The sequence below is a fragment of the Arthrobacter sp. ZGTC212 genome, assembly GCF_002929255.1.
Taxonomy (GTDB): Bacteria; Actinomycetota; Actinomycetes; order Actinomycetales; family Micrococcaceae; genus Arthrobacter_B; species Arthrobacter_B sunyaminii.
The window spans coordinates 146,323-159,329 of sequence record NZ_PJIJ01000005.1 but is presented as its reverse complement, the minus strand read 5'-3'; the positions used below and the strand labels follow the sequence as shown (position 1 = coordinate 159,329).

Here is a 13,007-nt window from a genome sequence, read left to right as displayed (position 1 = left end):
TCCGAGGACTCCCCCTTCCCTGACCTGCCGGCGAGACGTAGATTCGTAGTCACCGTCCGCGTGCAGGAGATACCCATGGCTACAAACAAGACCACCGTCAAAGAAGATGACAAAAAGTTGGCTGAGCCGGATACCGCCGCTAACGGTGAGGTTTCCGACGAGGTAACCCGAATCTCCGTGACGGAGGACTACACCAACGAACTCGATGAGCTTCGTGAGCTAAAGGTCAAGAGCAAAAAACTCAAAGTAAATGCCGACGACGACGCGTGGCGGCACAACTACCCGTATGACAAAAAGCTCACGCGGCGAAGCTATGAGAAACAAAAGCGTGCGCTGCAGATAGAACTTTTGAAGATGCAGCTCTGGGTCAAGGACACCGGGCAGAAAATGCTCATCATCTTTGAAGGCCGTGACGCCGCAGGCAAGGGCGGGGCGATCAAGCGTTTCAATGAACACTTGAATCCGCGCGGGGCCCGGATTGTGGCCCTCGAGAAACCAACGGACAACGAACGTACCCAGTGGTACTTCCAGCGCTACGTGGCGAAGCTGCCCAGCGGCGGCGAAATCGTCATGATGGACCGCTCCTGGTACAACCGTGCCGGGGTGGAACGGGTGATGGGTTACTGCACGCCGGCCCAGTATCTGGAGTTCATGCGGGAAGTGCCGGAGCTGGAACGCATGTTGGTGAACTCCGGGGTGCTGCTCAATAAACTGTGGTTTTCCGTGGGCCGGGCGGAGCAGGTGGCACGGTTTGCGGCCCGGGAAACCGACCCGGTGAAACAGTGGAAGCTCTCCCCCACGGACCTCGCCAGCCTCGACAAGTGGGACGACTACACCGAAGCCAAAGAAGCAATGTTCTTCTACACCGACACCGGTGACGCCCCGTGGACCGTGGTGAAATCCAACGACAAGAAGCGGGCCCGGCTGGAAGCCATGCGGTTTGTGCTGCACAGCGTGGATTATCCGAACAAGGACACTTCTGTGGCACACGCGCCTGATCCGCTGATTGTCGGTCCTGCCGCCAGCCACTTCGAGGAAGACGAAGAGCCGAGCGGCCGTTTCCCCGTGGTCAAACCGCAGGGGTAGCTGCCCACCCTGCTGGTACGCAGGTAATTCTCATTTCTGATAAGTAGCGGGCCAAAAAAGTCGAGTATTTGGTGGGCTTCAAGAGGGCCTGTTATGGGGTTTTTGGGGCTGTTTTCGGGACGGAAATGTCGGTGGCAGGTGAAAGCCTGAAGACATGGATCAGAACGGATCTTTTCGACGCGGCGGCACCGGTGAAGCATCCGGTGCCGGGCAGCATGGTGTGTCCAGCCGGTCGGTCTTTGAAGCTTCGCGCAGGGTCGCTGATGCAGGTTCCAACCAAGACGGTTTCCCTCCGGCCCCGGACCATGGTCCGTCCTCCCGGGACGGGCTTACCGGTTCGTTGGTCCTGCAGGGTGCGGAGTCCCTGACCCAGGAGGAAGCCAGTGTGGTGTTGTCCCGGTTGGATGCGTTGGTGCGGTGGGCGCAGGCCCAGCAGGCCAAGGTGCTGCACCGGATGGAAACCCTCTTCCGTGACGAGCTCCTCGAAGATGTTGGCCGGGAGGATCCGGCCCTGACCTTCAGCCTGGCCGCGGAGGAAGCCGCAGCCATCCTGCACCTGCCCACGAACACCGCGAAGATGCTGATGAGTGAGGCGGGACGGTTATGCACCACCCACACCGCAACCCTGGCCCGGCTGGAAGACGGGGACCTGGGGTACGGGCATGTGCAGACGGTGCTGGACCAGTCCCAGAACGTCCCCGACTCCGAACTGGCCGCCTTCGAGGCTGCCCTGCTGGAGGCCGCGGGTGCGGGGCAGACATCGTCCCAGTTCCGGGTGAAGGCCAGAAGGCTGCGGGAGAATCGGTATCCGGAAACCGTTCCGGTCCGGCATAAGAGTGCTTTTGAACGGCGGCGGGTGTGTCTGGTGCCGGAGGAGGACGGGATGTCGTGGCTGTCGGCGTTATTGCCGGCAGCAAGGGCGCAGCTGGTTTATACGCAGCTGACCACGGCGGCGCGCGGTGAGCAGGGGGCGGGGGATCCGCGGGGAGTGGATCAGTTGCGGGCGGACATTCTGGCTGACCTGCTCGACGGTGATGAGGATGCCAGCGATGCCGGTGGATTAGATAGCGGTGGCCGAGACAGCGGTGACTCCCACAGCGTGAAGGCCGGTGGCCGGGACAGCAGCAACCGCGAAGACCGGGGCGATCGGGACCGCAGGGACAGGGACAGCGGCCGCGACACCAAGGACAACCGGGCCCGGGCACGTGCACGGGCCCGCACCGAGATCTTGGTCCTGATCACCGCCGAGACCCTGTTCGGTGCTGACGAACAGCCTGCCGAACTGCACGGATACGGGCCGATCAGCCCAGAATCTGCCCGTCGTTTGGCCCGGCAGGCAGCGCACTGGACTCCGGTGGAACGAAACCCGGACACTGAGGAGATCCTGCGGGTCGGGCGGCGGCGGAAAGTTCCTGCCGGGCTGCAGCGCTGGCTGCGGGCACGGGACGGAACCTGCCGGTTTCCCGGCTGCCGGACCAACGCCGTGATCGCAGAGATAGACCACACCAGACCGTGGTCCCACGGCGGGAGCACCGATCACGACAACCTGGAGCATCTCTGCAAGCGGCATCACATGTTCAAGTCGCGGGGTTTCTGGAAAGCACGACAACACAGTCCCGGGATTATTGAGTGGACGTCACCGGGCGGTCGAACCTACCGAACCGATCCGCACCTGACCCTGGCCACAGCACCAAACGCAGGACCAAACACGCGACTAAGCACGGGACCAAGCTCGGGACCCAGCACGAGACTAAGCGCGGGACCCAGGGTGGAAGCCACGAAACCTGCTGCAACCCGAATGACGGGCTGGATCCCTGAAGGCGAGCCTCCGGAAGACTACGGCGACGATCCGCCACCCTTTTGACGATAGTTCGAACGAGATAGTTCGAACTATCCGCCGCCCTGCTGTCGGCCATTCTCATGATCCGCCGACGGCGGCAGGATTGCCCACTGCAGTCGGCCTCGTGCAGTAAATGTGGTCAGACGCAGATCACGCCATTGTGATCTGCGTTGCCCACGATGTTAGCTATATTTCATGTCCTTTGCAGGGAAGGCCCGCCGAGGATGCTGAACCAAACCCCGAGGACCAGGCCCCGAGGAGTCCGGTCGCGGAAGTGTCAGGCCTGCGTGAGACGATAAAAACATGCCTTCCTCACCGCCTCTGATCGACGTCACGGACATCATCCGGGTTGTCGGAGGAGCTGCGTTTCAACGTGGCCAAACCTATGCCAAGGGCGGTGCAGTAGCGGAACTGGAGTGGGAACCGCAGGCCGAAGTGCTCCGCGCCAAGGTTCGAGGTCATTCTTCCGTGCCGTACCGCACCATGCTGCAGCTCGGGGAAAAGCGGCAGGGCGACTACCGCCTGCTGGACAACCACTGCAGCTGTCCCGTTGGATTCGACTGCAAGCACGTGGCCGCCGTCGCACTGCAAAGCAATACCGATCATTTGGTGGCACGGCAGGAATTCATCCGGCCCTCCGCCGCCGGCGCACCAGCGGTGCCGGCCTGGCAGGAATCACTGCAGACGCTGATTGACGCCGACCTTCATGCGCTCACGGGCAGCACCAAGGCATCGGCCACTCCCCTGGCGCTCCAGTTTGAAATCCGGACATCGGACGCAGGTATCAGTGCCCGCTGGGGTGCTCCGGCTCCCCGCAGCGCGCACCGCAAGACCTCTTTCCGGCTCGGTGTCCGACCGGTGGTCCGCAACACGAAGGGCAACTGGGTCAAGAACAATCTGGCCTGGAGCAACATTGCCTATCAGACGTACGGGCTGCAGCTGGATCCAGAACAGCACCGCTGGTTTTCCCAGTTTCCGGCTCTGCACCGGTCCAACGGCGTGAGCTACTTCGGCCAGAATGACTCCTGGCTCTACCTGGATGATTTCTCCAACCCCCTGTTGTGGCAGCTGCTGGAAGAAGCTCAGCGCATCGGCGTGCAGTTTGTCGGTACCAAGAAAGACACCAGTGTCCGGCTGGGTCAGCGGGCAGCGCTGTCCCTCGATGTGCGTGCGGCCAAAGAATCCCCGGGAACGGACGCCGCCGTACCTCTGCAGTTGCAGCCCGTCCTGGAGATCGACGGCGCGCCCTACCCCACCGATGCCGCCGGACTGATCGCCGGGCACGGCATTTACGTGCGCAGTCCGGAAAACGTCATCACTCTGGCGCCAACCGCGCGCCCGTTGACGGACCAGGACAAGGGCCTGCTGTTGAACGGCGCCCCGGTAATGATTCCCGAAGAGGACGCCCCGGTCTTTCTGGAGAAGTTCTACCCCAAGCTTCGCCAGGTGCTGCCGGTAACCAGCAGCGATGAGTCAGTCGAGTTCCCGGAGATTTCTCCGCCCCTGCTGGTGCTCACAGCCTCCTTCCAGCCCGATGATTCCCTCTTCCTCGACTGGGAATGGGAATACCGGCAGGGAAATGACCTCACGCTCATTCCGCTGGGAACCCGGGCGGATCCCGCTTCCGGTTACCGTGATGTGGCAGCGGAAGCGGACCTGCTCACCGCCGTCGGCAAAGTCCTGGGATCGGTGCCGCGCAGCCGTTCCTACTCCGGCATCGACACCGCGGAATTCACTGAATATCTGCTCCCCAAGATCGAAAAGGTCGACGGCGTACGGGTGGACGTCGTCGGCGAGCGCCCCGCCTACCGCGAGCTCACCAGCGTGCCGGAGCTGAAGATCACCACGGTGGAAACCGAACGCAGGGACTGGTTCGACCTCGGCATCATGATCACCGTCGAAGGCCGGCTCGTGCCCTTTGCCGATGTCTTCAAGGCACTGTCCCAGGGCAAAACAAAGATCCTGCTTGTTGACCGCACCTACCTCTCGCTCGACCGGCCCGAATTTGCGCAGCTGCACGCCCTGCTGGAAGAGGCCGAAGGGCTGCAGGAATGGGAAACCGGCGAAATGACCATCAGCCGGTACCAGGCCGGACTGTGGTCCGAGTTGGAGGAGCTGGCGGAGGAAACCGAACAGGCCGCGGCCTGGCGTGCTTCAGTCACCGGGCTGCTGGAATTGGATTCAGTGGAGCAGGTGCCGCTGCCGGCCGGGCTGAAGGCAGATCTCCGCCCCTATCAGGCCGAGGGCTTTAACTGGCTGGCGTTCCTCTGGGAGCACGGACTCGGCGGCATCCTGGCCGACGACATGGGCCTGGGCAAGACACTCCAGACGCTGGCGCTTCTGGCCCATGCGCGGGAGCAGACGGTCCACCCCGACGACGGCGGGACGCCGGGGGCCGCCGGTGACGGCATGTCCACCGGCGCCCAGGTCCGCCGGCCCTTCCTGGTCGTGGCCCCCACCTCAGTGGTGCCAAACTGGCTCTCCGAGGCGGCACGCTTCACCCCGGGCCTCCGTGCGGTCGCTGTTCCGGACACCACCGCCAAGTCCAAGGTGCCGCTGGCCGAACTCACGGCGGACGCCGACGTCGTTATCACCTCCTATGCCGTGTTCCGGCTCGACTTTGCCTCCTACCGTGCCCTGGAGTGGGACGGGCTCATCTTGGATGAGGCGCAGTTCGTGAAAAACCGCACCACCCGGGCCCACCAGTGCGCCCGGGATCTCAACGCTCCGTTCAAACTGGCCATCACCGGCACCCCCATGGAGAACAACCTGCTGGAGCTGTGGAGCCTGTTCGCCATTGTGGCGCCGGGCCTGTTTCCCTCCGCACGGAAGTTCATTGAGGAATACCAGCGGCCCATTGAGCGCGGTGAGGACTCCAAGCTTCTGGCCAGGCTGCGCCGCCGGATCCGCCCGCTGCTGATGCGCCGCACCAAAGAAGCCGTTGCGAAGGATCTGCCGGAGAAGCAGGAACAGGTGCTGGAGGTGGAGCTGAGCCCCAAGCACCGCAAGATCTACGAGACGCACCTGCAGCGTGAACGGCAAAAGCTGATGGGGCTGATCAAGGATCTGGACCGCAACCGGATGATCGTCTTCCGTTCCCTAACCCTGCTGCGGATGCTGAGCCTGGATGCGTCCCTGGTGGATGACGATTACGCCGGCGTGCCTTCGGCCAAGCTCGATGCCCTCTTTGAACAGCTCGAAGATGTCACCGCCGAGGGACACCGCGCCCTGATCTTCAGCCAGTTCACCTCGTTCCTGAAGAAGGCTGCAGCCCGGCTGGACGCCGCCGGAATTCCCTATGCCTATTTGGACGGCTCCACCCGGGACCGCGGAGAGGTCATTGCATCCTTCAAGGACGGCCAGGCACCGGTGTTCCTCATCAGCCTCAAAGCTGGCGGGTTCGGCTTGAACCTCACTGAAGCGGACTATGTGTTCCTCCTGGATCCATGGTGGAACCCGGCAGCGGAGTCGCAGGCCGTGGACCGCACGCACCGCATCGGGCAGACCCGCAATGTCATGGTGTACCGGATGGTGGCCCGCGGCACCATCGAGGAAAAGGTGATGGCGCTCAAGGAGCAGAAGGCCAAGCTCTTCACCTCCGTGATGGACGATGACGCGGTGTTCAGCTCCGCACTCACCGCTGAGGACATCCGTTCCCTCTTGGATTAGCCGACCGGTCCGTCCGCTGTTCGGTCCTGTACATGTCCGGTCCGGAGACTATGAAGTTAGGCACGTCGCCGCCCCCGTCAGCCACCCGTAAAGACCCGCCGAAACCGCATATTTACGGGCATCGGCGGCTCACAGGGGGCCCGCATCCCCGCCGTTCGGGCACTCCGCAGGCGAATTATGATGCTGGCAAAAGCACCGCTCCAACCGGTCACCCGGTGCCGCCGTCAGGAAAGGATCATGAGCACTCAGGCATCAACCCTCATCCGCCCGTTGGACGTGACCGCCAAGGATGAAGATGAACTCGTGCACGTTTTTTGCACTCCCTGCAAGCGCCGGGCCATGCACCATGCACAGCGGCCTGTCCCCTATTGCGGCAAGACCATGCCCAACCGTCCCCTCCGCGACGACAACGGCACCCTTCCGGTCTGTATGGTCTGCATAGATCTTGCCCGCTCCGCCCCATGTCCAAGGTGCGGCATGCGCGCGCAGCTGTAAACGCAGCTCTCGCGCGGCCGCCCTTTCCCCGGACCCTGATTGCCATTCCGCAGATCCTGATTGGTTTGTACAGTGGGGTGATGGCTACTGACGAACGCCCCATCGGATTTTGGCTCAAGCTCGTGGACCAGCTGGTTGATGACCAGTTTGGCGCCAGTTTCGAAGAGCACGGCGTCACCAGGCGGCAATGGCAGATGATGAACCTCCTGACGGACGGCCCTGCCTCAGGAAAGCAGCTCTCCGACGCATTGAAACCGTTTTTCCCGGTGGTCGAGGGCAGCATCACGTCAGCGGAGCTGATCGAGGAACTGCGGGAAAGCGGCTGGGTATCCCTGGACGACGGCCAGTACCAGCTGACCGATTTGGGCCGGCGAAGCTTGGAAAACCTTCGCGGCGCTGTCGAACGCATCCGCGAGCAGCTCACGGAAAACGTGTCCGAAGACGAGTACGGCGCCCTGGTTGCCGTACTGCAGCGGATGGCAACGAACCTCGGCTGGGACGGTTCGGTGGAGGACACTGCCGGAGCGTGAACCCCAAATCAGTGCCCGCGGAACGCCTCCGCGAGCCACCAGGCGCCGCCGTCGGACGCAATCTTGGCATCGATCACCAAGGGGGCGTTCCGCGGCCCGGCCAGCCAGCCCTTCACCGCTTCCAAGCCGGCACGGCGTCGCACCGTAATTCCCGCAGCTCCGTAGCCGCGGGCAATGGCGGCGATGTCCGTGTCCGGGAACGTTACGGTGTCCAGGTCCACCGTCGAATCCGCGTCTGAGCCGCCAACCCCGGATCCCGCAGCAAAGTGGTGAACCTCGGCACCGTACCCGGCGTCGTTGTAGATAATTGCCACCAGAGGCAGCTGGAGCCGCACCGCGGTTTCCAGTTCAGAGATTCCCATCAGGAACCCGCCGTCGCCGGCCCCAAGGACCGGAAGCCGGTCCGGGCGGGCCAAAGCGGCGCCAATCGCGGTGGACAAACCAAGGCCAATCGATTGAAAGGCCTGCGTAAAGCAGAAACCAAACTCGTCCGGGACGGCTAAGTGGGTGGACGGGTAACCCATGAAGTTGCCCGAATCCACGGATACCAGCCGCTCAGCCGGCAGCAGCGCGTCCAGTTCCAGGCTCAGGACCCGCGGATCTATCCGGTCCGCTGTGGACGCATCGGTCACCGGCACGTCCTGCCAGCGGGAGCCGGCCTTGATCCGCTGCAGGGTTTCCGCTGTCCGGTATTTTTGTGCCGGCTCGGGGACGCCGGCTTTCAGCTGCTCCAGCACATCGGCCGCGGTGGCAGCGCAGTCACCCAGCACGCCCAGATGAATCTCGCGGTTGGCGCCCAGTGCGGAATCCTCCACATCCACTTGAACGACGGCGGTATCCGGGCCAATGAGCGAACCGTGCCGCATAGTCCACATGTTCAAGGTGCAGCCCCAGCCGATGATGAGGTCCGCGCCGCGGATCAGGTCCGCGGTGTCCGGAGTAGAAAAGCCGCCGGAGATGCCCAGATTGAAGTCTTCCCCGTTGAACAGTCCGCTGGCCACGGCCGAAGTCGCCAGCAGTGCACCGGAGTGGGCCGCAAGCGATGCAATTTCTTCTCCTGCACAACGGGCTCCCCGCCCGGCAACAAACACCGGCCGCCGGGCGGAGCCCAGCAGGTCGGCCAGGCCCCGTACCAGGACCGCGTCCGGGCGCATCCTGCCGGCCGGCACCATCGGCCGGGTGAGCGGCAGCGTGCTCGGCGGGGCCGCAGCGGACTGGAGGTCCAGCGGGACGCTCAGGACCACGGTGCGGCGTTCGTTGACAGCTGTGCGGTAGGCCCTGACGGTGTCAGCAAGAGCACTGTCCGCTGAGTGGATTCGCTCCGCAACCGCGCCCATGCTGCGGGCCAGGCCGTCCTGGTCGATCCGGAAGTTGGAGCGCACGGCGGACGAGGCGGTATCCGCTGTGAGCACGATCAGAGGAGTGCGGGATTTGGCCGCCTCGCCGATTCCGGTGGCCGCGTTGCTCAGTCCGCAGCCCTGGTGCGTGGTCAGCACCGCAACCCGGCCGGACATCCTGGCGTACGCATCCGCCATGGTGGCAGCTCCGCCTTCGTGCCTCGCCGCCGTGAACGGAACACCGTTCTCCCGCAGGGCATTGGTGAGGTGAAAGTTGCCGCTGCCCACCACGCCAAAGGCGCGTCCCGCCCCGAGCCGGGCCAGGGTACGGCCTACGAGCGCTGCAATATTCGGAGCATCCATACCCTGAACAATAGGTCCCGCCCGCAGGGGCACCAACCGCGCCGCCGACATATTGCGGCCCATGTGACGCCTGTGTGACATGGCGCCGCAGACGCACCGGTAGTCTCAGGCAAAGCCTCCCCGCCTGGACAGGAACCGATATGAGCCTCAACCGAACTGATTCCGGTTTGATCAACACCCTGCTGGACGCCGTTGCCGGCGGCACGCTGGAAATAGTGGACCTGACAGCTCCGCTGAGCAGCAGCACCCCCACCCTGAAGCTGCCCGCACCGTTCGTCAACCTCATCGATTTCAGTCTGGAAGCGGTCAGCGCCTTCGACGAGCCCGGTCCGTTCTGGAAACACAACAACATTCATACCGGCGAGCACATCGGCACCCACGTGGATGCGCCGTCGCACTGGATTTCCGGGCGAGACGGCGACGACGTTTCACAGCTTCCGCTGACACGCCTGGTGGCGCCCGCCGTCGTCCTGGACTTCAGCGCCCAGGCAGCAGAGGATCCCGATTTTGTGCTCGAGATTGATCACGTCAAGACGTGGGAGGCCGAGCACGGAGCGCTGCCCGACGGCGGCTGGCTGCTCCTGCGCACCGGGTGGGACAAGTTCGCCGAGGACGCTGACGCGTTCCTCAACATCGACGACGGCGGCTCCCACACGCCGGGGATCTCGGCCGCGTGCGCCAAGTGGCTGGGTGAGGAGACGGGGATCGCCGGGTTGGGGGTGGAAACTGTTGGCATCGACGCCGGCAACGCCGGAGCGTTCGATCCGCCCTTCCCGGCGCACTATTACCTGCTGGGCAACAACAAGTACGGCGTCACCCTGCTGCAAAACCTGGCCCAGCTTCCGCCCACCGGCGCTTTGATCGTGGTGGCGCCCCTGAAAATTACCGGCGGCACCGCAAGCCCGGCCCGGGTGCTGGCACTGGTGGAACACGGCCGTTAGAGGAAAGCGGCAGCTGCTGAGGAGTCAGTAACCAGTCAGTACCCCGCGTCAACGTCCACGAGGCCGTCCAGCGGTTGTCCCGCGGCGAGCCTGCGAACGTTGTCGCGCACCCGGCCGGCCAGCAGCGGCGCCACCATCTCCGGAGTTTCCGCGGTGTGGGGCGTGATGAGGGCCCGCGGTTCGGACCAGAGCGGATGCCCGTCCGGCAGCGGCTGGGGATCCGTGACGTCCAGGGCAGCGCCGGCCAGTTTGCCCTCGGCAAGCGCCTGCGCCAGGGCATCCGTATCCACCAGCGGGCCGCGGGCAACATTGATCAGAAAGGCATGATCCTTCATCCGCGCCAGCCGCCGGGCATCCATCAGGTGCCTGGTGCCCTCCGTCATGGCAGCAGCAAGGATCACGACGTCGGCTGTTTTCAGCGCGTCGTCCAGCCCTGCATCGGTGACCGTGCGTTCGGCACCCGCCACCGGGTGGTCGTGTGCCCGAACCACCGTGACGTGCTCGGTAAAGGCGCGCAGGAGCCGCAGGATCTCCTGTCCAACCCCGCCTGCTCCCACCACGACCACGTGCCGGTTGTGCAGTGACGTGCCCTGCGGCGGCCCCCAGGTGCCGGCCCGCGCGAACACCGGAATGCCGCGCATGAGCGCCAGCGTCAGCGTCAGTGCGAACTCCCCCACCGGTTGCCGGAAGGCACCCTTCCCGCTGGTCCAGGAAATATTCCGGTGGGCCCGCATGAGATCGTCATACTGGTCGACCCCGGCCAGGGGCAGCTGGACCCAGCGGATGCCCGGGCGTCCCTTTACTGCGCGTTCCACCGCTTCGGGACCGACGACGTCCGCCAGCACCACGCCGGCGGTGCTGTCCGACAGTGCCTCCACAATGCCGCCGCCCTCGGCCACGGCAGCCACCAGTTCCGAGGTGGACGCCGGAAGAATGGCAATGGAGGGTGCGGGCGCAGTGGGTGTGAACGGATCAACGGAGGGCACCGTGTTACTGCCGGCAACGGACGGTCCGGAAGATGAACCGGCGAAAGAGGATTCGGAATCGGCATGCTTGGCCATACACGGCTCCTGCCGCTGGTGAGGTTCCCGGCCTACGAGCCGGCCTGAAGGCCGGGCCCGGCCGAGACGGATCCTGTCGAGTTTAGTTCCGGCCGGGCGGCGTTAGAAGAGGCTCCCTATCCCCGGCGGGTTTGGGCCAGCAACTGTTCAAAAGGCAGCGAAACCATGGGATCCGGACGCTTTGCAGGCTGCTGGGTTCCCTGCGGTCCTTGGGTTCCCTGGGTTCCCTGTGTTCCTTGGGTTCCCAAGAGTGCAGCGAGCTCGGAGGCCGCACGGCGCACCCGGACATCCAATGCACTTGTGCCGGAGGGAGCGGATCCGGTGTCGCCGGCTGAGCCCCAGTCCTCCGGTGCCGCATAGACCGCCGTCGGCGTGGCTTTGGCCCGCAGATAGCTGAACATGGGCCGCATCGCGAAGTCCACTACCAGGGAATGCCGTGAACTGCCGCCGGTCGCTCCCAGGATCACGGGCTTTCCATCCAGGGCGGTGTTGTCGATAACGTCGAAGAACGATTTGAAGAGGCCGCTCATGGAGGCAGTGAACACGGGGGTTACGGCCACCAGCGCGTCTGCGGCCACTACTTCATTGATGAGCGTCTCCAACTTCGGCGGCGCATAACCGGTCACCATGTTGTTGGCGATATCCACGGCGTACTCGCGGAGTTCGAAGGTGCTCACCGAGGCAGAGCCGCCGGAGGTCTCAAGTGCCCGGCGGGCGGCCTGCCCCAACTGGTCGGCAAGCATCCGGCTGGACGAGGGAACGCCCAATCCTGCCGTTACAACTACTATTCTGCGATCTGCCATCTCGGCAACCTCCGCTACTTCATGCATATGCATCTATTTTTTATCCTGCCTGATCCAACCTTTGCGGGTCGGCAGTTATTCCTTGCCGGCCCCTCGCCTGCCCGGCAAGGCGGTAAACCCGTACCCGAAAGCAGATATCGTTAACGCAGTGCCGGGCCCGCAAAACCTCCTGGACCCGATGAAGATCCCCGAAATGAATTGACGTACTACACCTGTGAGTGAAACAACCAAACGCCGCGTCAACGTTGCAGCGCTGATGACGGCGCTGCTGGCCGCCTGCATGGCGTTCCAGCTGAACGCCTCCATGCTTTCCCCCGCACTGTTGACCATTGAAGAGGAGCTGAACACCACTTCTGCGGCCGTCGCCCTGACCCAGACGGCGTTCTTCACCGCTGCCGCTCTCTTCTCCCTGTTCCTTCCCCGGCTCGGTGACATCATCGGCCGCAAAAAGGTCCTGGGCGGCATGCTGGTGGTTCTGACCATCGGCTCCGTGGTGGCCGCCCTCGCCCCCAGCATCGAAGTGCTGTTCCTCGCCCGGCTGATCCAGGGCGTCTCCGGGCCCACGGTGGCGCTGTCCATGATCATGCTGCGGGTGGAAATCCGTGAACCAAAGCTCTACGGCACCCTGATGGGTGTCATCGCCGCGGTCAACGGAGGCATTGCCGGCGTCGACGCCATTGCCGGCGGTTACCTGGCGCAGAATCACGGCTTCGCCTCCGTCTTCTGGACCATGGCCGCCGTGGGGGTCCTTGCCGCTGCTCTGGTGATTGTGGTCGTTCCGGAATCCTCCGCGGCAGTAAAGGCCAAGATGGACTGGGTGGGCGTGGTTCCCCTGGTCATCTCCGTGGGCACCCTGCTGACCGCCTTCAACGAGGCCGGCAA

General features: G+C 64.0%; 9 protein-coding genes. 6 read left to right on the top strand and 3 right to left on the bottom strand.

Annotated elements, in window-relative coordinates; translation table 11 throughout:
• The first annotated feature begins 75 nt into the window (after positions 1 to 75).
• The 4 genes from ppk2 (at position 76) to CXQ89_RS17230 (ending at position 7,620) form a co-directional block, all read left to right on the top strand.
• Positions 76 to 1,086 (top strand): polyphosphate kinase 2, encoded by a 1,011-nt coding sequence (gene ppk2 / locus CXQ89_RS17245; protein ID WP_104162168.1) that lies wholly within the window; start codon positions 76 to 78, stop codon positions 1,084 to 1,086.
• 154 nt (positions 1,087 to 1,240) lie between these two features.
• Complete coding sequence (locus tag CXQ89_RS17240; protein ID WP_104162167.1) at positions 1,241 to 2,950, top strand: HNH endonuclease signature motif containing protein; 1,710 nt, start codon at positions 1,241 to 1,243, stop codon at positions 2,948 to 2,950.
• Positions 2,951 to 3,229: 279 nt separating this feature from the next.
• Complete coding sequence (locus tag CXQ89_RS17235) at positions 3,230 to 6,595, top strand: DEAD/DEAH box helicase (protein WP_104162166.1); 3,366 nt, start codon at positions 3,230 to 3,232, stop codon at positions 6,593 to 6,595.
• Between the two features lie 575 nt (positions 6,596 to 7,170).
• Positions 7,171 to 7,620 carry a MarR family winged helix-turn-helix transcriptional regulator gene (locus CXQ89_RS17230; protein WP_104104929.1) on the top strand — a complete coding sequence of 150 codons (450 nt, stop codon included), beginning with the start codon at positions 7,171 to 7,173 and terminating at the stop codon, positions 7,618 to 7,620.
• A gap of 8 nt (positions 7,621 to 7,628) precedes the next feature.
• On the opposite strand, the gene CXQ89_RS17225 is transcribed toward CXQ89_RS17230, so the two are convergent.
• Positions 7,629 to 9,320, bottom strand: coding sequence for a thiamine pyrophosphate-binding protein (locus CXQ89_RS17225; protein WP_104162165.1), 1,692 nt, complete (start codon positions 9,318 to 9,320; stop codon positions 7,629 to 7,631).
• 140 nt (positions 9,321 to 9,460) lie between these two features.
• Between CXQ89_RS17225 and CXQ89_RS17220 the strand changes: the two genes are divergently transcribed.
• Positions 9,461 to 10,261, top strand: coding sequence for a cyclase family protein (locus tag CXQ89_RS17220; protein ID WP_104162164.1), 801 nt, complete (start codon positions 9,461 to 9,463; stop codon positions 10,259 to 10,261).
• A 35-nt stretch (positions 10,262 to 10,296) separates the two neighbouring features.
• On the opposite strand, the gene CXQ89_RS17215 is transcribed toward CXQ89_RS17220, so the two are convergent.
• Both CXQ89_RS17215 and CXQ89_RS17210 read right to left on the bottom strand, forming a co-directional pair.
• Complete coding sequence (locus CXQ89_RS17215) at positions 10,297 to 11,322, bottom strand: NAD(P)-dependent oxidoreductase (RefSeq protein WP_104162163.1); 1,026 nt, start codon at positions 11,320 to 11,322, stop codon at positions 10,297 to 10,299.
• A 116-nt stretch (positions 11,323 to 11,438) separates the two neighbouring features.
• On the bottom strand, positions 11,439 to 12,152 hold the full coding sequence (locus CXQ89_RS17210) for a CE1759 family FMN reductase (RefSeq protein WP_258060195.1): 714 nt from the start codon (positions 12,150 to 12,152) through the stop codon (positions 11,439 to 11,441).
• A gap of 187 nt (positions 12,153 to 12,339) precedes the next feature.
• Between CXQ89_RS17210 and CXQ89_RS17205 the strand changes: the two genes are divergently transcribed.
• The coding region (locus tag CXQ89_RS17205) for an MFS transporter (protein ID WP_258060194.1) at positions 12,340 to 13,007 on the top strand (668 nt) is incomplete at its 3' end.

Bases quoted from the DNA above. Each gene is read 5' to 3' on its own strand.
- CXQ89_RS17210 (WP_258060195.1), bottom strand. From the start codon at position 12,152: ATGCATGAAGTAGCGGAGGTTGCCGAGATGGCAGATCGCAGAATAGTA.
- CXQ89_RS17235 (WP_104162166.1), top strand. From the start codon at position 3,230: ATGCCTTCCTCACCGCCTCTGATCGACGTCACGGACATCATCCGGGTT.
- CXQ89_RS17240 (WP_104162167.1), top strand. From the start codon at position 1,241: ATGGATCAGAACGGATCTTTTCGACGCGGCGGCACCGGTGAAGCATCC.
- CXQ89_RS17215 (WP_104162163.1), bottom strand. From the start codon at position 11,322: ATGGCCAAGCATGCCGATTCCGAATCCTCTTTCGCCGGTTCATCTTCC.
- CXQ89_RS17220 (WP_104162164.1), top strand. From the start codon at position 9,461: ATGAGCCTCAACCGAACTGATTCCGGTTTGATCAACACCCTGCTGGAC.
- CXQ89_RS17230 (WP_104104929.1), top strand. From the start codon at position 7,171: ATGGCTACTGACGAACGCCCCATCGGATTTTGGCTCAAGCTCGTGGAC.
- CXQ89_RS17225 (WP_104162165.1), bottom strand. From the start codon at position 9,320: ATGGATGCTCCGAATATTGCAGCGCTCGTAGGCCGTACCCTGGCCCGG.
- ppk2 (WP_104162168.1), top strand. From the start codon at position 76: ATGGCTACAAACAAGACCACCGTCAAAGAAGATGACAAAAAGTTGGCT.